The sequence below is a fragment of the Saccharopolyspora sp. NPDC000995 genome (genome assembly GCF_053599315.1).
This window is the reverse complement of record NZ_JBSFLZ010000034.1, coordinates 1-21,932: the sequence shown is the minus strand read 5'-3', so window position 1 is coordinate 21,932 and position 21,932 is coordinate 1. Positions and strand designations below refer to the sequence as shown.

At 69.3% G+C, this 21,932-nt stretch carries 24 protein-coding genes; 8 read left to right on the top strand and 16 right to left on the bottom strand.

Annotated features, from left to right (window positions below):
- Nucleotides 1–468: 468 nt before the first annotated feature.
- Together ACWDKQ_RS14275 and ACWDKQ_RS14270 are read left to right on the top strand one after the other, a co-directional pair.
- Entirely contained in the window at nucleotides 469–1,077 is a 609-nt protein-coding gene (locus tag ACWDKQ_RS14275) for a TetR/AcrR family transcriptional regulator (protein WP_450139190.1), read from the top strand.
- 291 nt (nucleotides 1,078–1,368) lie between these two features.
- On the top strand, nucleotides 1,369–1,626 hold the full coding sequence (locus ACWDKQ_RS14270; protein WP_450139189.1) for a cell division protein SepF: 258 nt from the start codon (nucleotides 1,369–1,371) through the stop codon (nucleotides 1,624–1,626).
- A gap of 161 nt (nucleotides 1,627–1,787) precedes the next feature.
- Here ACWDKQ_RS14270 and ACWDKQ_RS14265 read toward each other — a convergent pair whose 3' ends face one another.
- The 10 genes from ACWDKQ_RS14265 to ACWDKQ_RS14220 all read right to left on the bottom strand — a co-directional run bounded on the left by ACWDKQ_RS14265 (nucleotide 1,788) and on the right by ACWDKQ_RS14220 (nucleotide 10,806).
- The gene (locus ACWDKQ_RS14265; protein ID WP_450139188.1) at nucleotides 1,788–2,642 is read right to left on the bottom strand and encodes an alpha/beta fold hydrolase; all 855 of its coding nucleotides are present in this window, start codon (nucleotides 2,640–2,642) and stop codon (nucleotides 1,788–1,790) included.
- 767 nt (nucleotides 2,643–3,409) lie between these two features.
- Nucleotides 3,410–4,591 carry a hypothetical protein gene (locus tag ACWDKQ_RS14260; RefSeq protein ID WP_450139187.1) on the bottom strand — a complete coding sequence of 394 codons (1,182 nt, stop codon included), beginning with the start codon at nucleotides 4,589–4,591 and terminating at the stop codon, nucleotides 3,410–3,412.
- Nucleotides 4,588–4,902, bottom strand: a complete 315-nt coding sequence (locus ACWDKQ_RS14255) for a type VII secretion target (protein ID WP_450139186.1) — start codon at nucleotides 4,900–4,902, stop codon at nucleotides 4,588–4,590. Before ACWDKQ_RS14255 ends, ACWDKQ_RS14260 begins: the two co-directional genes overlap by 4 nt.
- Nucleotides 4,902–5,321 (bottom strand): YbaB/EbfC family nucleoid-associated protein, encoded by a 420-nt coding sequence (locus ACWDKQ_RS14250; RefSeq protein ID WP_450139185.1) that lies wholly within the window; start codon nucleotides 5,319–5,321, stop codon nucleotides 4,902–4,904. The genes ACWDKQ_RS14255 and ACWDKQ_RS14250 overlap by 1 nt, the downstream gene beginning before the upstream one ends.
- A 35-nt stretch (nucleotides 5,322–5,356) precedes the next feature.
- Entirely contained in the window at nucleotides 5,357–6,187 is an 831-nt protein-coding gene (locus ACWDKQ_RS14245) for an ESX secretion-associated protein EspG (RefSeq protein ID WP_450139184.1), read from the bottom strand.
- Nucleotides 6,184–6,531, bottom strand: coding sequence for a hypothetical protein (locus ACWDKQ_RS14240; RefSeq protein WP_450139183.1), 348 nt, complete (start codon nucleotides 6,529–6,531; stop codon nucleotides 6,184–6,186). The genes ACWDKQ_RS14245 and ACWDKQ_RS14240 overlap by 4 nt, the downstream gene beginning before the upstream one ends.
- A gap of 20 nt (nucleotides 6,532–6,551) precedes the next feature.
- The gene (locus ACWDKQ_RS14235; protein WP_450139182.1) at nucleotides 6,552–7,679 is read right to left on the bottom strand and encodes a WXG100 family type VII secretion target; all 1,128 of its coding nucleotides are present in this window, start codon (nucleotides 7,677–7,679) and stop codon (nucleotides 6,552–6,554) included.
- 51 nt (nucleotides 7,680–7,730) lie between these two features.
- Complete coding sequence (locus ACWDKQ_RS14230) at nucleotides 7,731–8,003, bottom strand: hypothetical protein (RefSeq protein WP_450139181.1); 273 nt, start codon at nucleotides 8,001–8,003, stop codon at nucleotides 7,731–7,733.
- A gap of 61 nt (nucleotides 8,004–8,064) precedes the next feature.
- Nucleotides 8,065–8,265, bottom strand: coding sequence for a hypothetical protein (locus ACWDKQ_RS14225; protein ID WP_450139180.1), 201 nt, complete (start codon nucleotides 8,263–8,265; stop codon nucleotides 8,065–8,067).
- 18 nt (nucleotides 8,266–8,283) lie between these two features.
- Nucleotides 8,284–10,806: a LuxR C-terminal-related transcriptional regulator gene (locus tag ACWDKQ_RS14220; RefSeq protein ID WP_450139179.1), complete on the bottom strand. Its 2,523-nt coding sequence runs from the start codon at nucleotides 10,804–10,806 to the stop codon at nucleotides 8,284–8,286.
- 129 nt (nucleotides 10,807–10,935) lie between these two features.
- Here ACWDKQ_RS14220 and ACWDKQ_RS14215 point away from each other — a divergent pair, with 129 nt between their 5' ends.
- Complete coding sequence (locus ACWDKQ_RS14215; RefSeq protein WP_450139219.1) at nucleotides 10,936–11,277, top strand: MmcQ/YjbR family DNA-binding protein; 342 nt, start codon at nucleotides 10,936–10,938, stop codon at nucleotides 11,275–11,277.
- Between the two features lie 12 nt (nucleotides 11,278–11,289).
- Here ACWDKQ_RS14215 and ACWDKQ_RS14210 read toward each other — a convergent pair whose 3' ends face one another.
- Nucleotides 11,290–12,294 carry a LacI family DNA-binding transcriptional regulator gene (locus tag ACWDKQ_RS14210; protein ID WP_450139178.1) on the bottom strand — a complete coding sequence of 335 codons (1,005 nt, stop codon included), beginning with the start codon at nucleotides 12,292–12,294 and terminating at the stop codon, nucleotides 11,290–11,292.
- Between the two features lie 107 nt (nucleotides 12,295–12,401).
- Between ACWDKQ_RS14210 and ACWDKQ_RS14205 the strand changes: the two genes are divergently transcribed.
- Genes ACWDKQ_RS14205 through ACWDKQ_RS14195 form a run of 3 tightly spaced genes read left to right on the top strand, consistent with a single transcriptional unit; the run spans nucleotide 12,402 to nucleotide 15,366 of the window.
- Nucleotides 12,402–13,289: an amidohydrolase family protein gene (locus tag ACWDKQ_RS14205; RefSeq protein ID WP_450139177.1), complete on the top strand. Its 888-nt coding sequence runs from the start codon at nucleotides 12,402–12,404 to the stop codon at nucleotides 13,287–13,289.
- Nucleotides 13,286–13,861: a cysteine dioxygenase gene (locus ACWDKQ_RS14200; RefSeq protein WP_450139176.1), complete on the top strand. Its 576-nt coding sequence runs from the start codon at nucleotides 13,286–13,288 to the stop codon at nucleotides 13,859–13,861. The genes ACWDKQ_RS14205 and ACWDKQ_RS14200 overlap by 4 nt, the downstream gene beginning before the upstream one ends.
- Nucleotides 13,862–13,884: 23 nt before the next feature.
- A complete protein-coding gene (locus tag ACWDKQ_RS14195) occupies nucleotides 13,885–15,366 on the top strand; it encodes an aromatic amino acid ammonia-lyase (RefSeq protein WP_450139175.1) in 1,482 nt (493 codons plus the stop codon).
- Nucleotides 15,367–15,401: 35 nt separating this feature from the next.
- Here ACWDKQ_RS14195 and ACWDKQ_RS14190 read toward each other — a convergent pair whose 3' ends face one another.
- From ACWDKQ_RS14190 to ACWDKQ_RS14175, 4 genes are all read right to left on the bottom strand, one after another.
- Nucleotides 15,402–15,986: an isochorismatase family protein gene (locus ACWDKQ_RS14190; RefSeq protein ID WP_450139174.1), complete on the bottom strand. Its 585-nt coding sequence runs from the start codon at nucleotides 15,984–15,986 to the stop codon at nucleotides 15,402–15,404.
- 367 nt (nucleotides 15,987–16,353) lie between these two features.
- Nucleotides 16,354–16,635 carry a hypothetical protein gene (locus ACWDKQ_RS14185; protein ID WP_450139173.1) on the bottom strand — a complete coding sequence of 94 codons (282 nt, stop codon included), beginning with the start codon at nucleotides 16,633–16,635 and terminating at the stop codon, nucleotides 16,354–16,356.
- Nucleotides 16,632–17,054 (bottom strand): MarR family winged helix-turn-helix transcriptional regulator, encoded by a 423-nt coding sequence (locus ACWDKQ_RS14180; RefSeq protein WP_450139172.1) that lies wholly within the window; start codon nucleotides 17,052–17,054, stop codon nucleotides 16,632–16,634. The genes ACWDKQ_RS14185 and ACWDKQ_RS14180 overlap by 4 nt, the downstream gene beginning before the upstream one ends.
- Nucleotides 17,055–17,145: 91 nt before the next feature.
- Nucleotides 17,146–18,048 (bottom strand): MIP/aquaporin family protein, encoded by a 903-nt coding sequence (locus tag ACWDKQ_RS14175; RefSeq protein ID WP_450139171.1) that lies wholly within the window; start codon nucleotides 18,046–18,048, stop codon nucleotides 17,146–17,148.
- A gap of 341 nt (nucleotides 18,049–18,389) precedes the next feature.
- On the opposite strand from ACWDKQ_RS14175, the gene ACWDKQ_RS14170 reads away from it, so the two are divergent.
- A complete protein-coding gene (locus tag ACWDKQ_RS14170; protein WP_450139170.1) occupies nucleotides 18,390–19,655 on the top strand; it encodes an Nramp family divalent metal transporter in 1,266 nt (421 codons plus the stop codon).
- A 521-nt stretch (nucleotides 19,656–20,176) separates the two neighbouring features.
- Here ACWDKQ_RS14170 and ACWDKQ_RS14165 read toward each other — a convergent pair.
- Nucleotides 20,177–21,160 (bottom strand): sporulation protein, encoded by a 984-nt coding sequence (locus tag ACWDKQ_RS14165; RefSeq protein ID WP_450139169.1) that lies wholly within the window; start codon nucleotides 21,158–21,160, stop codon nucleotides 20,177–20,179.
- A 629-nt stretch (nucleotides 21,161–21,789) separates the two neighbouring features.
- On the opposite strand from ACWDKQ_RS14165, the gene ACWDKQ_RS14160 reads away from it, so the two are divergent.
- A partial coding sequence (locus ACWDKQ_RS14160) for a transporter associated domain-containing protein (protein WP_450139218.1) occupies nucleotides 21,790–21,932 on the top strand: 143 nt, incomplete at its 3' end.

Below are 21,932 nucleotides of genomic sequence, written 5' to 3'. Positions count from 1 at the left end.
AAGACGGGTTCGTCGAGCAGCGCCACGGTCAACGCCTTGACGCGTGACCGCAGCGCACGCATGAGCCTGGGGGAGAAGTGCGGCTGGAGTAGCGACCGCATCCGGGCGTGCTCGGCCTGCGCGGTGTCGGAGTCGCCCATCGGGCCGCCGTACAGCGCCGATTTCCCGGTGTGCGACGCGTTCTCCGGACCGGGGTGGGAACGGCCGAGCCGTTCGTCCCCCAACAGCCGCCGCACCTCTGCGTAACCGGTGACCATCCACGCCCATGCCCCACTGCGGTGCAGATCTCGTGGATCGTGCCGGTGGACCTGAGTTCGCGCAGCAGCGGCGTGATCTCCAGCGATGGCGCTGTCGAAGGGCTGGATCCGCGCGCTCACGGCTACCTCCGCGCGGTGGACATATGATTGTTTACTCTTATATAAACAAGAGTAGGTGTATACTCCGGAGTAAACAAGTGGCTGGAGTGCGATGGTAACCGAGGGTCAGGAAGAGGCCGGTGTGGCGGCGAAAGCCCCGGAGCAGGTGCGGCGCCTGCCGCGCGCCGAACGGCGCGAGCAGATCCTCGCCGCGGCCACGCGCGCCTTCGCCCGTGGTGGCTACACCGCCACCAGTCTCGACGACGTGGCGGCCGAAGCCGGCATCACCCGCGTGCTCCTCTACCGGCACTTCGACTCGAAGACCGACCTCTACCGGGCGGTGCTCGCCCGCGCCCGCGCCCGGCTCGACGACTCGGTCGGGGCCAACGACTTCGACTACACCACCATCCCGGCGCTGCTGCGAGCCGCTGCCGACGACCCCGACGGCTTCCGGCTGCTGTTCCGCCACGCCGCCCGGGAGCCGGAGTTCCGAGAAGCCGTCGACACGATCAGGACCGCATCCACCGAAATCGCCGACCGCCACCTCGCCGAGGCGATCCCGGACGGCCCATGGCGCAACTGGGCGGCACTACTGGTGCCGGCGGTCGCCCTCGAGGCGGTCATCGCCTGGCTGGACGCGGGCCAACCGAACCCGGACCAAGCGGCCGAACGGGTAACCCACGCGGTTGAAGCGGTGATCCAAGCCGCCCAACCGGACTGATCTGCCAGGCCGACCCCGTGCATTCGTACGCACCGACGGACTTCGACGGCGCCCGTGATGAGCCACCACGTGTAGACGCCTCCTGCCGGGCGAATGTTGATCTTTTCGGTGGGTTTCGGTAGCAGAGAGGTGCACAATGGACATCTCGCGGGGAAGAGGCGATCGCCGAAGGGCGGTCGGTGCCTTTGCGGTCGGGGTGATTTGCGCTGGAATGCGCATCGGAAACCGGTGAATGCCCGGAGCAGGGGGCGTTGCTGTTGACATTGCCCGGCTTCGGACGAGACTGGAGGCGTGGTCAAGACGCTGCACCCGCAGAACTACAACGACGTTTACCACGTCGGTGATTACTTCCGCCAAGGCGTGCCCGTGGTGATGGACCTGACGAGCTTGTCGAAGGCGGAGGCGGTGCGGCTCGTCGACTTCGCATCGGGCATGGTCATCGGACGGGGAGGCACCATCGACCGGGTGGCCCCCAAGGTCTTCCTGCTGACACCGCCGGGGGTCGAGGCCGGAGAGGTTCGGCCGGATCCGGCGGGCGTCCCCACCTGACGCGCACGAGAAGTGCCGGTCCCCGGGGTGGTTCCCGGGACCGGCGATGAAGGGTTCGTCAGTCCGCGACCAGGCACTGCGGTGCTCGACCGCAGATCGCCGACGCAACGTCCGGTCTCGGCGGTCTAGGAGCCGGGGACCAAGCCCTGATCAATGACCGCCTACAGCGCGAGCATCGCCGCGGCGACCTCATCGGCTGCCGCGTCGGGGATCGCGGTCGCGGCCTGTTCGAGCACGAGCAGCCGTGCGCCAGGGATCTCGCGCGCGAGCGCCTCGCCGTTGCCGACCGGGAAGAACATGTCGCGACGACCGTGCACCACGAGTGCCGGTATCGCAAGCTCGGGCAGGCGCTGGCGCCAGCGCGGCTTGCAGTCGAGCTTGGAGAACACCATGCCCATCTGGTTGGCCATCTGGACGGCTGGCTCCGTGCCCGGCGTGCGGTCGAAGATGCGCTCGGCGGTCGCGCGTGCCGCGGCGGGATCGTCGCCGAGGATCTCCGCGCCTGCGGCGGCGAACTCCGCCACGGCAGCGCGGTCGGACCAGTCGGGCATCGCAAGCGCGAACCGCTGGTCCATCGTTGCCGTGTCGTGGTCGGGCAGGTCATCGTCGACTGGGCCCGGTGCGACGGGCCGCGTCCCGGCGAGGGTGAGTGCCGAGAACGCGTCGGGGTGGTCGAGCGCGGCGACCTGAGTGACCATCCCGCCGACGCCGATGCCCGCTAGGTGCGCCGGCCGCTCGTCGAGTCCGCGGGCGAGTGCGGCGGCGTCGGCGGCGAGGTCGCGCAGCGTGTATGCCGGCGCCTCGGGCTCGACGGTCGTCGACGCGCCGGAGTCGCGCAGGTCGTAGCGCACGACGTGACGTCCGCCGCGAGCGAGCGCCTCGCAGAGCGCGTCGGGCCAGGAGAGCATGGTCGTGCCGCCCGCGAGCAGCACGAGGGGCGCCGCAGCATCGCCGAAGTGCTCGACCCCGAGCGTGAGGCCCTCGGGCGCGTGGAACGAGTGGACCGTCGATTGCATCATCAACCTCCAGGACAGCTGCGTGACAGCGGCACACGCTACGCGCGAAACGTCGCCTGACGGCTCGGCACCCAGCACCAACTCAGGGATCCGGCTGGAGCTCAGTTCGCAGCCGTGACCCGTCGCTGCGACTCCGCCGCATTTAACTTGCGAACGAACAGCGCCGGCTGCCGTGCCATCACCCACCTCCACCGGCATCCCCCAGCTGTCGAGGTGTGCGATCAAGCGGACACGGATTACGACGCCAACTGCCTGGCCCGCGGCTGCGGGCCAGGTTTCGGGGGCGATCGACAAGGTGCTGGCGATGATCGCCGACGACCTCAACCGACCGACTTGCAAGGGAGCACCGGGTGTTCAGCTCTGACCTGCCGCTCGAGGTTGGAAACACGGTGCGGCTCCGTCGGCCCCACGTGCCCAGGGACGCATCATCGCCGCTGAACCCGACACCGAAGTTGCCGAAGTTGACTGGGACCCCTTTTCCAGCGGAATTCAGGTGGGCGTCGCCCTCCAGTTGCAGTTGTGGCACTGCGGCCTGCAGCGCGCTCGTGAGTCACCGCCATCGCGTCGTGGCCGAGTTCCGTCGCGGTGGGTCCGCGACCCGATCGAACTCTGAACCAGCCCGCACGGACTCCCGCTATTCGCCGCGCCGCGGGCCGAGCCGGGTTCGCGCGGATTCTGCGGGCCAGCGGGCACCGTAGCCGAATATGACGCCGACTGGACAACCGAACGCGCCGATCGGAACCACCATGAGGCCCGCGAAACCGAGGTCAACGCTTTTCGCTGGAGCTCCCTGCCTCGAAATCACGCTGATCGCGGGCGCCCGGTCGGTCGGAACTGTCCCTCTCCTGGGACTGTGCCGTGCGGGGCGGCAAGAACGGGGCCGCACCGAAGGGCATTTGGGACTGGGAACCGTAGGACGCCTGGGCCGGCGCCGGGCCGGGTACTGTCGATCCTGCCTGGGGCACCTGCGACGGTGCATGGGCCTGCGACGACGGCAGATGCGGCATCGGGGACGCGCCCCGCGCGTACGACGCTTGGGCCGCTGCGGTGAAGGATGCCTGGGGTGTCCCCGAGTCGGGCAGCGCCTGGGTCTGCGCCACGCCGGAAACGCTCGACGGCTGGCCCGGGCTCCCGACCGATCCAGCCACGGACGTCGGCTTCCCGGACGTTTCGGTGCTCGCCTGGCAGCGCTGGCTGATCTGCGAGATCTTGTTGGTCAGCTTCGCCACGGCGCGCGCCGTCGAGTTGACGTGCGTCATCAGGTTCCGGCTGCTGGACAACAGGTTTTGCATGTGCCCGAGGATCCGCCCGGCGTATTCGACGGCGACCTGCACGGCCTGCGGGATCGCGGCCGCGATGCTTGCGCCGAAGGTCGCCTGGGCCGCGGCGAGGGACTGGTTGATGATCATGATGATCTTCGCGGTCGCCTCCTCGACCAGGGTCGTGACCTCTTGGAGCGTCTTCGCGACCGCCTCGCCCGCGTTGGCCGCCGCTTCGGCCAACGCGACGCTCGCTTGGCCGAGCCCGTTGATCCCGTCCACCAGCTCCGCTCCGGTCTTCAGGTACTCCGAAGCCGCAGCACCCGACCATCCGCTGGTCTGCGAGCCGGCCGATTCCCGGTACGAGTCGGAGATCGAGGAAACGGCCCGTCCGGCTGTCTGGAAGCCCTGGGCTCCCGACGAGACCGAACTCGGGTCACCGGCCAGCTGCTGCAGCGGTTCCGCCAGGAACGACACGGCTTCCGTGATGAAGCCAAAACCGGCCGCGGAAAGCGCCGACAGCGGATCGGGTACCGAGGCGATGATCTGCAGCCCCGGGCTCGCACCGCCGAAGTCACCGGAGAGCCAGGCCTTGCCCTGCACCGCCTGCGTAGTCGACTTCAGGGCGTCGACGACCTGGGACATGCTCGACTGCCCCAGATCCGGCTGGTTCGTCGCAACTGTGCTCATCGCGCGTCCTTCCCGAGCAGCACAGCGGCGTTGTGCTCATCAGCGCGCTGGTAGTCCTCGGCGGTCCGCACGAGCGCTGCGCTCACATCGTCCACAGCCGACGCTGCCAGCGCGATGGCATCCGTGGCCTGAGTCATGGCGATGCCCAGCCCGGCCGTGAGGAACTGGACGAACGTACCGAGCGCGTTTTCGGCCGGTTCGCCGGGCAAGCCTCCGGCGGCGGAGGACAGCCCGCCGGCGATGCCGGAGACCGTGTTGGCGTGCTCCCGGATCTGGGCCGGATCGACCTGGAAGTTGTTGGGTGCGCTCATCAGACGATCACCCGCGGGTTCGCGAAGTAGTCCTCGTCGTTGTCGGTCGGACGCACACCTGAGGTTGCGTCGACCCCGGCGGCGGGCGGCATGTTCTGCTTGACGAAGTCAAGCGCGGGGCCGTCGCCGACGTAATCGGTCATGATCTCGACGACCTGGGAGCCGACCGAGCGCTGCGCTTCCTGCGCGGTGGCCAGGATGAGCTTCGCTAGTTGCTCGACCTCCATCGCGCGGGCCGCCGGTGTAAGCCGGATGTCCTCCAGTGCTCCGCTGGGGCCGACCTGCACCGCTACTTCGCCGCGTGGGGAAGTAGCGGTGCCGCTCATCCGGCTCAGGGTTTCGCTCGCGGCCTTGGCGTTGGCCGCCGCCCGCGCGAGCTTCTGGTCGTAGCTGGCCAGCCACTGTGCTGCTGAATCCACGGTGTTTTCCTCCGACTCGTCCGAAACGGTTCGCGCTACCGCGGCCTGCGTGCGATTCCGGCCAGGTCCTCCAGCGCGAACCGGAGGTCGTCCCCTCGCAACGGGTTGATGCTCATCCAGCCGTTGCGGGCGGGGTTGACCTGAACCCGCCCGCGCGGACCGTCCAGCCAGGACAGTTCGGTGCCGGCCCGAACGCTGCCGTAGCCGTCCCGGCGCGTCGCGCCGAGCTGGCCCCGACCGGCCAGCGACGGGAGCAGGCCGGCGAGGTGGTCGAGCGCGTCGGGATCACCGCCGCAGTCGCGGATGAGCTCGCGCAGCAGCCTTTCCTTCGCCGCGTCATCCGCCGCGTTGCTGATCAGGTCCGCCGCGGCGCTGATCGCGCGTTCGGGCAGCGAGATCGGCATCGACCTGGCCGCCGCCACGTCGGGCACCATCGCGAGCAGTGAGTCGGTCAGCGCGTTCGCCACCACTCGGCGGATTCGAACCGGGCTGGCCGGGTCGTCGTCCAGCGGTTGCTCGCAGATCAGCGCCCAGGATCGGTAGACCATCGCGACGATGGCGGTCGCCCCGTCGCTGTCCACCAGCACGAGGTCGACCGTGCTCCGGTGCTCGCGCAGCGCCGTGGCCAACTCGGCCGCGGCGCCGGCCGGTCCATCCTCGTCGGCGAGACCGCGGGCCTGGAGGGTCTGCCCCGCCGCAGCGAACAGCACCTCGCGCTCACCGGCGATCCGCCCGAACGACGGCACGCGGAGCGGGAACGGGAAGGGCACGCCGACGTGGGTAGCGATCAGGTCGAGCTCGATCTGTCCGAAGTGGATTCCTTCGGGGGCCCTGCGCCGTGGGGTGCGCGTGGTCGCGGCCGTCATCTCGCGGCACCGCCCGTGTCCCGCAGCGCCTGTGCGCTGTCGTCGTCGGTTTGGAGGTATCCGGTTACGGTCGCCTGCAGCGCGGTGTGGAAGCTGTTCAGCTCGGTGTCGGCGGCGCTGATCTCACCTGTGAGCCCGGAGTCGCCGGCTGCCTCGCGCAGCCGATTCGCCAGGTGCAACGCGGGCGGCGCGGTGCCGAGCATCGGCATCCGCCCGGCCAGCTCGCCGGCGGACGTCACCAGGCCGTTGGTCCGTTCGCCGATCCCGGACAGCGCCGTGACCTGCAACGCGAGGTCTTGCGGCGCGACCTGGTAGCCGCGCCCGGGGTTTCCTTCGGAGGTCAAGGTTCTCGCTCCTGTCCTGCTCAGATTCCGATGACCGGGGCGCTGGCCGGCCTGTCGTCGGCGAACAACTTCTGGTCGACGGTGGGCATGCGGTTCTGGTGCACCTGCTCTTCTTCTTCCTCCGCGTTGCGCCGCGCGCCGTGCGGCATCATGCTTCCGCTGCCCGCGCCGCGTCCGGCGAGACCGGACATCCCGCTGGCCGGCGCCATCAGCGAGCCTCCGAGTGCCCCGCCGCGCAGTCCCGCACCCAACGGGTCGGCGCCGCCGACCAGCTTCCCCCAGGGCATCCCGCCGCCCGCCGAACCTCCGCCACCGAATCCCGCCGCGGAGGTTTGCGCCGGTGCAGTGCCGAAGGTCTCGGCCGCAGTCGACCCGGCCGGCGCGATCGCTGTGCTGCTGTTGCGGAGGCTCGCCTCGTAGCGCTGCATCACGTGAACCGCCTCGGCCTTCTTCTGGGCAGCATCGACGTTGGCGAGGAACAGGCTGCCGCCGCCGGCGGCCACGGCGCCGATGGCGGCACCCATCAGGGCGCCCGGGCCAGCGCCGATGCCGCCCGCACCGGCACCGACGATGCCCCCGATGACCGCACCCGCACCGGCGCCGGCCGCGGCGCTGGACAGGGCCATACCGGTCGGGTCACCGGGCGGCGGCGGCATCGTGTTGCGTGCGACGGAAAGCGCGTCGCCGGCGTCCTGGGTGGCTTGCTGGACGGTGCTCGCGCGGGTGCCGATGTCGGAGGTACGGTCCCCGAGCTCGCCGAGCCGGTTCGTCGCCAAATCCGCCGCCGTGCTGCTCCAGTGCGACTGCATGACGCCCTGCTGCTGGCGCATCGAGTCCGCTTGGTCGGTCAGCTCGGTGCTGTGCCGCCCCCATTCGGCGGCGACCGTGCTGACGTCACCGACGTCGGCGTTGTCCCACAGCATCTGGTGGAGTTGTTCGTGGGTGTAGGCGTTCCAGTTCGTGCCGTCGGGAGGAATCGGCGAACCGAAGTACCCCTCCCACACGTTGCGCAGCGCGTCCACGACGGGCTGCGCCAGCGCGCCGCCCGGCCCGGACTGGTGCAGAACGGAGGTGGTGGCGCCCGCCAGTTCCTGCACACCGGCGGACGCCGTGTCAACGAGATTCGCTGTTCCGGAGTCGTCGATCATTCCCGGTCTTCTGCCTTCCAATCGGTGCGCCGGCTCGTCGGCGCACCACCATCACGAACATTTCTTTGGTGAAGGGTGTTTCAGCCGTGCCATGACCAAAGGCACGAAGTGGTTCATGGCGGCCTGCCGATATGCGTCCTGTGGGCCGAAGATCGATTCGGCCGGGACGGTCGGCGTGCCGTACGAAGGCGTCTGCGCGGTGCCGATGACTGCGGCGCGCATTTCCTGGCTCAACAGGTCGGGCACCGCCGTTACCGACGTGGCGACGGTGCCGACCAGTGCGGCGACCCCGCCGCGCAGCACGGACCTGCGCAGGAGGTTCATGCGGTGCTCCACCTTCGATGTCGGGCCCGCTTCCCCTCGGCAGGCACCGCACAAAAGATCATCAGAACCGGCCCGCAAAATCATCAGCAACATTGCTGATGTTGTCGGTATGCCGTAGGTATGCCGCGTTGATGTCGCCCGATTCGCCCACGTTGCGCCCGTTGCGCGAAATGGTCGACCAGGGTGCCGGAGCTGCTGCAACGACCCGCAGCCCGACCCCGGGGCGAAAATTTTCGGTGCCACCGGCATCGGCGGCGGACATTCGGGGCTGGCGGTGCGCTCAGCCACGCTGCTCGAATCCGAGCACGATCTCGACCCGCGACGAATAGCCGAGCTTGGCGAGGACCCGCGACACGTGCGAATCGACCGTCCGGACCGAAACGACCAGTCGTCCGGCGACCTCCCGGTTGGTGAGGCCCTGCGCGACGAGTTCCGCGACGCGTAACTCCGCGGCGGTCAGGCTGTCCCAGCCGTGCTTCGGGCGGCGGCGGGGCCCCGTCGCGCCGCGCCGGAGGCCGTACGCGCGAAGCGCCGCGTCGGCTCGCTGGATGGCGCCGGTGGCCGTCAGCGCGGCGTACCGGTCGATCGCGGTCTGGTAGGCAGCCCGGGCATCGGTGGGCCTGCCGGACGCGGCCAGGATCCGCGCCGCGTCCTCCGCCGCGCTCGCGGCGGAGATCGGCGATCCGTGCTGGGCGAATTCTTCGGCGGCGGTCAGCAGCAGGTCGACGTCGCTGTCGACCAGACCCTGGCAGTACATCAGCGCATTGCGCTCGCCGGCTGATTCGCCGGTGCTCAACTCCCGTATCTGGGCGAGCAGCCGAGCGGCCAGGTCCTGGTCGCCGCCCGCGACCGCTATGCGCACGATCCTGGCGCCGACGGTCGAGACCGCGTGGCCATGGTGGACTCCGACGGCGCCGTCGGCGAGGCTGCGCACGAGCTCCAGCGCCCGCTGCGCGTCGCCTTCCGCGTCGGCGACGACAGCGCGCGACAGTACGGTGATCTGCTCGTAGAACATGGCGACCCCGCGGCTGACGGACTGTTCGGCGAGCTCGACGTGGACCCGAGCACCGGGCAGGTCACCGCGGTTCAGCAGGATCGACGAGGCCACCCCGTGTAACGGCCCGCCCATGCCGTACAGGTCGGGCAGGGCCATGGCCGCGTCGAGCTCGTCGAGCGCTTGGTCCCACAGCCCGTGGTTGAACGAGGCCAGCGCCGCGATGGTGTGGAGCCAGGCCAGCAGGCCCGCGCCGAACACCCGTGCGAGCGGTCGCGCTTCCTCGACGGTCTGCAGGGCCGTCCGGTCCTGGCGCAGGTCTTGGACGACCGCGCGCAGCAGGCGCGACATCAGCCATTGGCCACGGTCGAAGACCGAGATTTCGAGCAGTGCGTCCGCCTGGTCCAGCACCTCCAGCGCCCCGGCGAGGTCCCGGAAAACGAGAAGACCCGTCGCGCGGACGTTCAGCAGGTACACCTCGATTAGCGGGTCTTGCGCGGCTTCGGGCGCCGCGACCTCGACTGCACGCTTCGTGCCCTCCAGATCGCCAGCCAGCAGGCACGCGACGGCGTCGATCGCGGCGAGCCGTCCGGGGAGCTCCCCGTGCGCCCGTTCAGGATCGAGGGCAGCGGCGGCGCCTTCGGGATCCATCTCCCGGATGCAGCTCAGGGCGAGCACCGCGCGCAGCCGGTGCCTGATCGGCGGGTCCGGATGCGCGGCCAGACTGCTGTTGGCGGCGCTCAGCGCCTCATCAACCCGGCCCGACCACATCAGCGCCTCGGCCAGCGCGGCCCGCAACGGTTGCAGGCGCGAATTTCCGGGCGGGAGCCACGAAACAGCGCTCTCGAGCAGCTCCACGACCGCCGGTGTCGGCTGGGTGGCGAGGCGGTCGGCGTGGTCATCGAGCCAAGCCAGGGTCCAGGCGTCCATCGGTGTGTGTGCGAGTTGTTCGGCGACCGCGGCGGGCGCGGCGTCGCGGCCCGCGAGCGCCCGCGCCGCGGAACCGCGCAAACCCACCGAGGTCGCCGCCAGGTCGTGGCGCACCACCGGATGACGGAACCGCACCAGCCCGGCCTGCTCTTCGACGAGCCCGAGCGCGGCGAGCCGCGCCACCCCGGCCAGCACGTCCAACGGTGCCCTTCCGGTGACGGCGGCCAATTCGTCGACCGACGCGGGTTCGTTCAGGATCGCGGCGAAACGCAGCAGGGCGGCGTCGCCGCCCGCCAGGTCGGTCACCCAGGCGGTCACCGCCGAAGCACGGTCGCCATCGGCGAGGCGGTTCAACAGCCACGGGTTGCCACGTGCCTCGTCCGCAAGCCGCAGCAGCGACTCCGGCGGTTGCTCACCGGTTACCTCGGCGAGGACAGCGCTGACAGCGTCATCCTCCAGCGGTAGGAGGTCATGTACGACTGCCATCCGGTCGAGCCGCTCGAACCGGGCGGGAGCAGTACCGCGATGCCGCCCGGTGACGACCAGCAGCGAGCGGTCGCGGAGTTCTTCGGCGAGCGCATGCAGCGCCAGCAGCGTCGCGTCATCCGCGCGGTGCAGATCGTCGATCACGACCACGGCGGGCTCGGTCCACTCCGGCACACCGGTCGACAACTCGGTGCATCCGCTCGGCGGTAGCACGACGACCCGGTGCGTCCTCATGCCAATGCCGCGCGCCGCGGCAGAGTGAGCGTCCAGCAGGGCGGTCGTACCGAGACCGGGATTTGCGCGCAGCATGACGAGCCCGCCGCGTCCGGCCCGCGCTTGCACCGCGGCGTTAGCGAGCAGGCACAACGACTCGTCTCGTCCGAATAGGTCCACCATCGTTTCCCGGCGGGAGCTTACTACCGGTGGATCTTGCGCCGGGTCGAAATGCGGAAGTTGGGCTAGCCGCAGCCACGGGAGGTTGCTCGGTCCGGAACGTCGGAGGTGTGCGCCAGAATGCTGGGCATGGGTGTGCCGAGCGGTAAGTTCATGCGGATGGTGGACCGCCTCGCCGAGGTCGAGCGCGCGGAGGCGAGGGACTACACGTCGTTCAGCGTGCGCGGAAAGCGGTTCGGCTACTACTGGCCGCGAACGGAGACGGTCGGCCTGAAGCAGACGCTGTCCGAGCAGATCGCACTGGTCGCCGAGCGCCCGGATGTGTTCGAGGTGCAGTTCACGGCCGGCGGATTCGGCTGGGTGGTCGTGCATCTGCGAGGGATCGACGCTGGCGAACTCAAGGAGCTCGTGTACGAGGCATGGCGGCTGTCGGCCCCTGAGCCCCTCGTCGAGGAGCACCCGACTCCGTAGCCCGAGGGCCGGTCACGCGCGTGGTCTGCCCACCGAGCCGCGGTGCTTCGGCTCCGGTGCGATCAGCTTGCGCCGGCTGCGCCGGTTCTTGTCGACCGCTTTGAGCACGCGGTCGACGACCGCGTCGACGACGGTCTGCACGTCCCAGCGGTAAGTGGACAGCGCGGGTGTCAGCAGCCGGGACACCGGGTGGTCGTCGTAGCCGAGGACGGACAGGTCCGTGGGGATGGCCAGGCCGAGATCGCGAGCTGCCTCGTAGACGCCGTAGGCCATCGAGTCGGTGAGGCAGAACGCCGCGGTGGGCCGGGGTTCCTCGGTGAGCGCGGTCCGCGCCACCTCGGCCGCGCCGGTCAAGTCGTTGGCGCAGGCCAGGACGCGCAAGCTCATCCGCAGTTCGCGCGCGACCTCGTGGACGACCTTCTCGGCCGGGCGTTGGCGCATCAGGCGCGGTCCCGGGGTCAGCACTAGGACCTCGTCGTGCCCGGCGGCGCTGAGGGTCTTCAGCGCGTCGGTGACGCCCAGGCTGTTGTCGAAGACCACCTCGGCGGCGGTGGACGCCCCGGGCAGCGGGTCGCCGATCGCGACGAGCATGGTCCGCTCGGCGGCCTCCGGCCAGTGCCAGGAAGTCGGGTCGACCGGGATCGTGACGAGCGCGTCGACCCGCTGGTCGAGGAGGTTCTTGGCGAGCAGGGCCTCGCGCGCGGGATCGGCGGCGGAGTCCATGAACAGCGTGTTGCGGTCCGCGGCGAGGAAGCGCCTGCCGAGCGTGGTGGCGAAGTTCTGCTGCCACAGGTCTTCGAGCGAACTGCATAGCACACCTACCATCCCGGTGCGCCCGCTGGCGAGGGCGCGGGCGACCGGATCGGCCTCGTAGCCGAGGCGGTCGGCGACCTCCCGCACGCGCTGCTGGGTTTCCGGGGGGACCTGCAGGCCGCGGAGCGCGTAGGACACCGCGGCAGGGGAGAGCCCCGTCTCCGCCGCGATGTCCTTGATCGTGGGGCGCTTGCGGCGTTGCACCTGGAAAGCCTAGCGCGCGGCGGATGGACGCGTTCGGCCCTTGACCGTATGCCCGCTGAGGCGGTTCACTGAAGCCATTCACTGAAACGCTTCACAAAGGCGTTGCCGTGCCCGGATTGATGATCGACGTGCACCAGCACCTGTGGCCTCCGGAATTCGTCGACGCTCTGCGCGGACGGGCGAATCCGCCGCTGCTGCGCGGCTGGACTCTGCATGTGGCGGGCGAGCCTTCGTTCGAGGTGGACCCGGCCGATCACGATCCGGCGAAGCGCGCGGCCCGGGAGGACGGGACGGCGATCGTTTCGCTGTCCAGTCCGCTCGGCATCGAATGGCTGCCGCCGGAGGACGCGGGCCCGCTGCTGGACGCATGGCATCGCGGGGCGTCGGAGCTGCCCGATCCGTTCCGGGTGTGGGCCGCGGCCAACGTGCTGGAGCCCGACGTTCGGCTGGTGCGGGACGCGCTCGGCAGCGGATGCGTCGGCCTGCAGATTCCGGCCGATGCCATGCGGAAACCCGCTGATGTGGTACGCATCGCCCCGCTGCTCGCGGTGTGCGAACAGCACGACCGGCCGGTCATGGTGCATCCCGGCGCAGCGACTTGCCCGCCTGGCGTGCCCGTGTGGTGGCCGCCGGTCGTCGACTACGTGGCGCAGATGCAGGCGGCGTGGTGGTCCTGGCACGTCGCGGGCCGCGCGCTGCTGCCGGAGTTGAGGATCTGCTTCGCCGCCGGAGCGGGGCTGGCACCCGTTCACCACGAGCGCCTGGTGACTAGGGGCGGGGCGTTCGACCGCATCGACCCGGGTGTCTTCGTCGACACGTCGTCATACGGGCCGCGCGGGGTGGACGCGCTGGTCCGGGTGCTCGGGATCGACCCGGTCGTCCTCGGCAGCGACCGCCCCTACGCCGAGCCGACCGATCCTGGAATGGGGGAAGCCGCCGCCCGGGCCATCCGCTGTTCGAACCCGCATCGCCTGCTCGAAGGAGGACTACCGTGATTGGCCAATCTCAGGCGATTGTCGAAGTGCCCGCCGGGCGAGCGCTCCCGATCGGCGAGGTGCCAACGGGTTTCACCCTCGAAACCTTGCCCGGCCGCTGCCTGGACCCGCGCGAGCTGCTCGGCCTGGTCGCGGACTTGGCGCGCCGACCGGAGCTTTGGCGGAACCACGTAGCTTTTAGCGACGACAAGCGGCATTACGCATCGCTGCACCGGGACGCGCACATCGACGTATGGGTGCTGTGCTGGACGCCGGAGAACGACACGGGCTGGCACGACCACGACATCTCCTCGTTCGCGGTCGCGGTGGCCGGGGGTGCGCTTGTCGAGCACAACCTGGCGGTGGCCGGGCCGAGCTTGGCGACCGAGGTCGGCTCTGGCTTCGTGTTCGGCTGCGGCCCCGAGCACATCCATCGGCTCACGGGCAAGGAGCACAGGAGCGTCTCGATCCACGCGTACTCCCCACCGCTGTGGCGGATGGGGCAGTACGCCGTGTCCGGCGGCGTGATCCGGCGCGTTTCCGTGTCGTACGCCGAGGAGCTGCGTCCCATCGACGACGCTGCCCTCATCTGAGGCTGCGCGTGGAGGTAGGAATCGTGACTGTCGTTCAGGGTGCGGTGCGCGCTGGAAATCCCGTGCTCCTCGGCGGATCACAACTGTCCGGCGAGGACGTGGTTCGGATCGCGGGCGGGCTTGGGGTCGCTGCGTTACCGGCCGCGTTGGACCGCCTCCGAAAGCGTTGGCTGAGGGCGAGGAAGGCCGTGGCGCAGCCGGTGTACGGGCGCACCACCGGTGTCGGTGCCAACCGTGCCGAAGTGGTGCCCGGAAGCGCGGCGCACGGGATGCGGCTGTTGCGCAGCCATGCCAGCGGAATCGGGAACCTGCTGCCCGAACGAGACGTGCGGGCGATGCTGGCGGTCCGGGTGAACCAGGTCCTGCGCGGTGCCGCGCTGCAACCGGCTATCGCCGAAGCAATGGTCACCGCGCTCAACGCAGGTACCTGTCCGGAGGTGCACGAGCACGGCGCCGTCGGGACCGGCGATCTCGGCCCGTTGGCCGAACTCGGGCTCGCTCTCGCAGGAGAGGTGAGCTGGGCCGGTGGGGGGCGGCCGCCGGATCCGGTCATCATGACCGACGGCGACGCCCTGGCGTTGATCAGCAGCAACGCACTGACCATCGCCCAGGCGGCCCTGGCGGCGGAGGAGGTGCGCGGGCTTTTTGATGCGACCGCTCCGATCGCCGCGCTGACCTTGCTCGCCGTCGATGGGTCGAGCGAGCCGTTCGCGCCCGAGGTGCACGCCGGGCGGCCGCACGCCGGAGCGGTCCGGGTCGCCGCCGACATGCTGGCATTGCTCGGCGGGGCGGTGACTGCCGGGCGCAGGATCCAGGACCCGTTCGGTCTGCGGTGCTTCCCCCAGGTCCACGGCCCCGCCTTGGAGGCATTGGCCGATGTCGACTCGGTCTTGGCCGTGGAACTCAACGCCACCGGCGAGAATCCGCTGATCACCGACCAACAGGTTCGCCACCACGGCGGGTTCCACGCCGCCCAGCTCGCCCTCGCGCTGGATCGGCTGCGGCTGGCGATGCTCTCGACCGCGCAACTGTCGGCTGCGAGGCTGTCGCTGCTCACCGACCCCGAGATGACCTGCCTGCGCCCATTCCTGGCCACCGGCCCGCCAGGCAGCTCGGGAATCATGGTGCTCGAGTACGGCGTCGGTTCCGCCTTGGCCGAGCTGCGCTACGCCGCTTATCCCGCGACGTTGGGCCACGTGGTGCTTTCCAGGGGCGCCGAAGAACACGCGAGTTTCGCCCCGCAGGCGGCCAGCCAGTCCCGCCGCGCGGCGGAGGCGTACCGGCTCGTCCTGGCTTGCGAACTCGTGGCAGCGGTCCGCGCACTCCGGTTGCGCGGGTCTGGCCCTGCACAACCGGTCCGGACGGTTTACCAACGGGCTTGCGGCGCTCTCGATCCGGATGCCCGGGATCGCCCGTTGTCCGCCGATGTCTCGGTCGCTGCCGCGATCATCGACGAGATCGCCCGGATCGGCCGACGGCTCGTTCGGGCAGGAGCAGAGGACTGACCTGGGATGCGGAAAGCCTCGGTTGGACAACGGTTTCAGCTGGGGACGGTCTTGGCGAGCAGGTCCAGGACTTCGGCGGTGCTAACCCTTTCGCCGAGGCGCGGGAAGATCTTCTCGACGCTGTTGCGGTGTGCATCGGCATCGATGTCGGACATGGCGTCGACGACCGCGGCCAGGTGGTACCCGTGCTCGTGGGCGGCGCGGGCGGTTGACTCGACGCCGATGCTGGTGGCGAAGCCGGTGAGCACGATCTGGGTGATGCCGCGCCGGCGCAGGTGGAGGTCGAGGTCGGTGCCGTAGAAGGCGGACCAGTTGCGTTTGGTGACGACGATGTCCTCGGGGTGACCGGCGAGATCGGCCACGACAGTGTCCCACTCGGCGGGCCGAGGATTACTGGGACGGGACAATTCGGTGCGTCCCGGGGGAGTGTCGGAACCATCGGGGGCGGCGGTGACGCGCACAAGTACGACCGGCAGGCTCCGCGCGCGGAAGGCGTCGGCCAGTTCCGCGGTCCGCGCGATGACGTCGCTGGTGGGGTGCGGGGCGGCGGGGGCGGCGAGAACGGCGTTCTGCAGATCGATGACGACAAGCGCGGTCTTCGGGTCGAGGGTCGTGGCCATGGTTTCATCCTTCGATGATTTCGGTGCAGGTAACGGCAGTTTTGTTGGCGGGCGATGTGGCGGAAGGCCCGTCGGCGAGGGCCGTCGCGACCGAACAGGGCGGCGATGCCGAGCAGCGGCAAAGCGAGGTGGTGCAGGCCGTCAGTGGTGGCGCCGCTGGTAGCAGGCGGCGTTGCGGCGAGGATCCCGTTGGGATTCTCCGGGACCGTGCGGGCGGATTCGGTGCGCGGCAGGAACATGACGCCGGGTACGCCGCCGACGTGCCGAAGCCGAGCAGCACCCCGGGATGCGATCAGCACTCCCAGGTACAGCGCGGTTCCCGCCAGGTACAGCGGCCGTGGCCCGTAGGCGTCCACCAGGCGTCCGATCATCGGCTGCCCGGCCCGCGGCCCAGGTACAGCGCCGTCACCAGGCACGTCGTCTGCGCGGGCGCAGCGCCGAACGCAGCGCCGATCGGGATCAGGGCCATGGCGAGCATCGACGAGTTGATCGGGTTGGGGATCGAGTCCAGCAGCATGGGGGTGATCGGCTTGCGGTCGGATCGATCCGCCGCGCTGCGAGCACATCGGATCGATCCGCCGCGCTGCGAGCACATCGGAACGCGCCGCCGCGCTGCGAGCACATCGGAACGCGCCGCCTGCCGCCTCACGCCTGGGTCACGTCGTCCAGCAACGCCATCGCCTCGATGATCATCAGCCGCTGCTCCTCGGTGCACCGCTCTTGTAATGCCCGCGCCAGCCACTCCTGACGAGCCTGCTGGTCGCCAGCTCTCCTCTCTCGCCCCAGCTCGGTGAGGGCGACCAGCTGTCGCCGTCCGTCATCGGGGTCGGGATGCCGGACGACGAGTTCGGCTCGCTCCAGCGCTGCGATGATCGTCGCCATGGATTGGGGGCGCACACGCTCTGCGGCGGCCAGCTCGCTGGCCGAGCCCGTCCCTTGCATGGCCAGCCGGGCCAGCACGGAGGCCTGCGCCGGGGTGAGGTCTCCCTCGCTGGTCAGCTCCTTCAACCTGCGGCGCAGGCGGCTGACCGTCACCCATGCGTCACTGGCGGCGCGAACCGCCGACACGGAAACGCCTTCGCTGTTGCTTTCGTGCACACCAAGACAGTAAACTCGTCAGTCAAAACTGTCCAGTTTCAGCTTAACAGCTCAGACCGTCTTACTGCTGCGTTTCGGCAGCTTCGTCGTTCGTCCGTCCTGGTTCCGGCGGGGCGGCGCGGGCGGCCACCACTTGGCCGATGAACAGGTCGTAGACGACGGCGCCGATGACGGCCCCGACGAGCGGCCCGACGATCGGGATCCAGAAGTAGTTGCTGAACCACTGGTAGCTCCCGGGTAGCGCGATATCGCCCCAGCCGGTGATGAACGTCCACAGTCGAGGCCCGAAGTCGCGCGCCGGGTTGATCGCGTAACCGGCGTTCGGGCCGAAGGTCAGGCCGATCGTGGTGACGACCATGCCGATCATGAACGGTCCGATGTTGGCGGACGGAGCGGCGTTGCGCGTGTCGATGAGCGCGAATATGAGCAGCACCAGGACCGCGGTGCCGACGATCTGGTCCAGCAATGGTCCCCACCACGATCCGTCGAAGTATTTGGCGGGGAACGTCGCGAAGATCGCGAACGTGTCCAGGGATTGGTTGCGGCCGAGGCCGGCCTTGGCGTTGAACGCGTTGATCGCCCAGCTGTAGACGGAGTACACAACCGCTGCGGCCAGGAACGCGCCCACGAACTGGGCCACCACGTACGGTATGACCTTCCGCCACGGGAAGGCCCGCCGCACCGCGAAGGCGAGTGTGACCGCTGGGTTGATGTGCGCACCGCTGACACCGCCAGCGACGTAGACGCCGAACACCACAGCGAATCCCCAGCCGAACGCGATGATGAGCCAGTTCCCCGGCCCGAAGGCGTCGGACTGGCGTCCTGAACCGGGCAGGCCCGCGACCGCGACGGCGACCGATGCGCACCCGAACAGGATCAGGACGAAGGTTCCCAGGAGTTCGGCCAGCAACTCGCCGCCGAGTCCTTCCCGGTAGCCGTTACGACGTTGGTTTTCCTCGGACATCGGAGACCCCAAACCCGAGTGGATTTCCCCCATCGCGCAATCCGGCCGAAGCGCTGCGGCGGCATCGGCACTCCGAGTGTAGGACCCGGGACCTGAACGTGCTGGACGCGAATGCGCTGTGCATGCGCAACGCGGCGAACTCGAACACCCTGGCTTGGGCAGGGCCGGGCCTGATTGGTCCGCGCGCGCGTTCGGTCGGGGGTTTTCGACGACGAATTTTCGGCATACCGTAATCTCCTGGTCGCCGAGCCGAACTGCGGCTCGCATGGGCCTGCGGGACGACGGGAGGCAGTCATCAACGGGCAGGAAGCCGGGGCGGCAGCACGGGTGGATCAATGGACATGACCAGGGTCAATGCGCAACGGGGCCCGCGACCGGCCGTCGGGCAGGTGCTCGGACGAGGTCCGGTGCGCGGCGCACTCGCCATGTTGGGGCCGGCCTTCATCGCGGCGATCGCGTACGTCGACCCCGGCAACTTCTCGACGAACATCGGCGCCGGCGCGGAATTCGGTTACGCGCTTGTGTGGGTAGTGGTGTTGGCGAACCTGATGGCGATGCCGGTGCAGTTCCTGTCCGCCAAGATCGGCGTCGTCACCGGCAAGACCCTTCCCGAGGTTTGCCGGGAGCGCTATCCCCGGCCGATGCGGTGGGGGCTCTGGTTGCAGGCGGAGATCGTCGCCATGTCCACCGACCTGGCCGAGTTCGTCGGCGCGGCTCTCGGCCTGTACCTGCTGTTCGGCATCCCGATGATGCCGGCGGCGCTGATCACCGCGGTGGTCGCGTTCGCGCTGCTGGGCCTGCAAACGCTGGGCTACCGGCCCTTCGAGCGGGCGATCGCCGGGTTGCTGCTGCTGATCATCGCCGGTTTCGCCTACGAGCTGCTGCAGATCGGCCCAGAGCCGGCCCAGGCCATCTCCGGGTTGGTGCCGACGCTACCCAGCGGCAGCGCCTACCTCGCGGTGGGGATCGTCGGCGCCACCGTGATGCCGCACGTCGTCTACCTGCACTCGGCGCTGATGAGCCGCCGGGTGGCGTGCTCGAACGACGACGACCGACGTCGGGTGCTGCGCTTCGAGCGCTGGGACGTGGTCGTCGCGCTCGGCCTCGCCGGGGTGATCAACCTGTCGATGCTGTTGGTCGCCGCGAAGCTCTTCCACGCCACCGGGAACACGGACATAAGCACCATCGAGGATGCGCACACGGGCCTCGCCACGCTCGCCGGTGGTGCCGCCGCCCTGGTGTTCGCGGTCGCCCTGCTCGCGTCCGGGATCTCTTCGTCCGGCGTCGGCACCTTCGCCGGGCAGGTCGTCATGGCGGGGTTCATCGACTTCCGGATTCCGTTGCTGCTGCGCCGGTTGATCACGATGGTGCCGGCGCTCGTGGTCATCGCGCTCGGCATGAACACCACCGACGTCCTCAACTTCAGCCAGGTCGTGCTGAGCTTCGGCATCCCCTTCGCGCTGATCCCGCTGCTGCTGGTGACCCGGGACCGCGCGGTGATGGGGAAGTTCGCCAACCCGCGCTGGCTGACGACGGTGATGACCCTGATCACCACCCTGATCGTCGGCCTGAACTGCTACCTCCTCTACGACCAGTTCGTCGGCTGACCGGCGGTTGACTTTATGCAGGCATTTGCCTGCATAAAGCCGGGCGTGCCTGCTGAGCTGGAGAAGGTCTTCAAGGCGCTCGCCGATCCGACTCGGCAGTTCCTGCTGGACACGCTTCACGAGCGCAACGGGCAGACGCTGGGCGAGCTCCTGCGAGCAGTTGGACACGGCACGCCAGCCGGTGACCCAGCACGTGCCCGTCCTCGAAGTGGCCAACCTGATCAGCACGGTCCGGCGAGGTCGGGAGAGGTTTCATTACCTCAATCCCGTTCCCCTCGGCGAGATCCAGGACCGGTGGATCCACAAGTTCGAGGGCCCGCGCGTTCAAGCGCTGAGCGCGCTGAAGCGGCGAGCGGAGGAGGACCGCATGAGCCCTCCTAGTCGGACACGTTGCTGTGGCCCCAGAACTGCGCCGTCAGGTCGGGGTCGGTCAGCGCGCGGGTGATCTCGGCGGCCGATGACCGGACCATCGCGCGGCGGGCGCCGGGAACGAATTCCCGGCGCCCGCCTGCCTCGAGTGATCAGAATTCTTCTTCGTCGCCCTCGAAGACCTCTTCCATGATCTCGCCCGCGACCATGCCGCCGAGGAAGCCGACGCCGGCGCCGAGCGCGGCGCCGGCGACCATGCCGCCCATCCCGGAACCGCGCCGATGGTGCTCTTCGTGGTAGCCGTGCGGGTGGTGGCCGTAGCCCTGGTGGTCGTAGCCGCCCAAGTGGTGACCCATGCCGCCGCGTCGTTCGACGGCCTGCTCCAGCCAGCCGTGGATCTGCCCCGCCCAGTCGGTGGTGAGCGCTACCTCGTGGGTGACGTGGAAGCGGCCGAAGGAGTCCTGGCTTGGGGTGAAGAACCCGCCACGTTTATCGGCCTCCAGCACCACGTCCAGCCCGTGCGGGTTGGCGACGAAGGTCAGCTCGACCTCGTTGATGCGTCCGGAGAACTGCGGCGGCGGGAAGAACTCGATCTCCTGGAAGAACGGCAGTTCCTGGCGGACGCCGTGCAGGTGGCCGTGCTCCAGGTCGGCGCTCTTGAAGTGGAAACCGAGCTGGGAGATTGCTTCGAGCACCTTCTCCTGCGAGGGCAGGGGTTCCACGATGACCGGGTCGAGGTCGCCCTTGTCCGCGACCTTGGCGATGGCCAGTTCGGTGCGCACGCCGAGCGTTATCCCGTGCAGGTGCTGGCCGTGGACACTGGTGATCGGCGTTTCCCACGGCACGGGCAGCTCAAACGGGATGGTCTTGTTCTCGGTCTCGCGCAGCGCGAAGTGCCCGGCCACCACGGCGCGGTGGAACTCCACCCCGGCGTGTCCGTCGCGGCCGCCGTGCTCGGTCTCGATGCGGGTGACGAAGCCGAGCGCGACGTGCTCGACGTTGACGTCCTGTTTGCCGCCGGTGATGCGGACCTCGCCGACGAGGTGCTCGCCCGGGCGGACGTGGGGGCGGTGCAGCACAGTGTCCACCGACGGGCCGCCGACACCGAACGCGCCCAGGAGCTTCTTGAAGACCATTTTGTTGGCCCTTCCTTCTCTCTTCGCTGCCAGTTGATTGCGGTGCGTGTTCTCGAATGGGTAGCGGGTGGTGCGGCTCCTCGGTCGATCGGAGATTCGGCGCGGCCCGGTCAGCGTGGCTCTGCGGGGCCGCGAGCCTGCGCGATGCACTTCGGAGCTTCCGCGTTCGACGTCCCGGCAGGCCGAGGGGGCATGCGCAGGAAAGGGGAGTTGGTCGTCCGGGGAAGAAGCGCTCGCCGGTTCTCGGCTGCACGGCGCGCAAGCGCGCAGAAATCAACTCTCCCCAGTGGTCCGAAGTGGACGATGTCCGGGCCCGCGGGTGACATCGGCTCGCGGACGTGTGGCGGCACGGCTCCGCGCAGTCTGTCGGTTTGCGGTGGCGTCAGCGTCCTCGTGGGGTCCGCACTCCTCGAACTGCGAGGAGCGCGGCCGAGACTGCCAGGATCATCGTCCATGTCCATTGGAACGGAACAGTAGAGCAGCGAGTTCCGGACAAACACCCCAAAAATCGTGATCAACACAACATCGCCCGTTCGGCTGAGTCGGCGCGAGTTCGTGATCTGCGGAGACTCGACCGGCTGGGCGTACGGCCTGCGATCGCCCAAGGCGAATAGTGTGATCTCGATCTAATCTGCTCGGTTCGGCAAATCGGCGACAACACCTGGATCGTCTCCGGACGACTGCGCCCGGACGAGCTGGCCGAGTCAACCGGATTCGCCATGCCCGACGGGGACTACGAGACCGTCGCCGGCTTCGTGCTGGCTCGACTGGG

Bases quoted from the DNA above. Each gene is read 5' to 3' on its own strand.
- ACWDKQ_RS14225 (WP_450139180.1), bottom strand. From the start codon at position 8,265: ATGTCCGCCGCCGATGCCGGTGGCACCGAAAATTTTCGCCCCGGGGTC.
- ACWDKQ_RS14230 (WP_450139181.1), bottom strand. From the start codon at position 8,003: ATGAACCTCCTGCGCAGGTCCGTGCTGCGCGGCGGGGTCGCCGCACTG.
- ACWDKQ_RS14190 (WP_450139174.1), bottom strand. From the start codon at position 15,986: ATGGCCACGACCCTCGACCCGAAGACCGCGCTTGTCGTCATCGATCTG.
- ACWDKQ_RS14215 (WP_450139219.1), top strand. From the start codon at position 10,936: ATGGGTGTGCCGAGCGGTAAGTTCATGCGGATGGTGGACCGCCTCGCC.
- ACWDKQ_RS14265 (WP_450139188.1), bottom strand. From the start codon at position 2,642: ATGCAATCGACGGTCCACTCGTTCCACGCGCCCGAGGGCCTCACGCTC.
- ACWDKQ_RS14235 (WP_450139182.1), bottom strand. From the start codon at position 7,679: ATGATCGACGACTCCGGAACAGCGAATCTCGTTGACACGGCGTCCGCC.
- ACWDKQ_RS14260 (WP_450139187.1), bottom strand. From the start codon at position 4,591: ATGAGCACAGTTGCGACGAACCAGCCGGATCTGGGGCAGTCGAGCATG.
- ACWDKQ_RS14175 (WP_450139171.1), bottom strand. From the start codon at position 18,048: ATGTCCGAGGAAAACCAACGTCGTAACGGCTACCGGGAAGGACTCGGC.
- ACWDKQ_RS14275 (WP_450139190.1), top strand. From the start codon at position 469: ATGGTAACCGAGGGTCAGGAAGAGGCCGGTGTGGCGGCGAAAGCCCCG.
- ACWDKQ_RS14255 (WP_450139186.1), bottom strand. From the start codon at position 4,902: ATGAGCGCACCCAACAACTTCCAGGTCGATCCGGCCCAGATCCGGGAG.
- ACWDKQ_RS14245 (WP_450139184.1), bottom strand. From the start codon at position 6,187: ATGACGGCCGCGACCACGCGCACCCCACGGCGCAGGGCCCCCGAAGGA.
- ACWDKQ_RS14165 (WP_450139169.1), bottom strand. From the start codon at position 21,160: ATGGTCTTCAAGAAGCTCCTGGGCGCGTTCGGTGTCGGCGGCCCGTCG.
- ACWDKQ_RS14170 (WP_450139170.1), top strand. From the start codon at position 18,390: ATGACCAGGGTCAATGCGCAACGGGGCCCGCGACCGGCCGTCGGGCAG.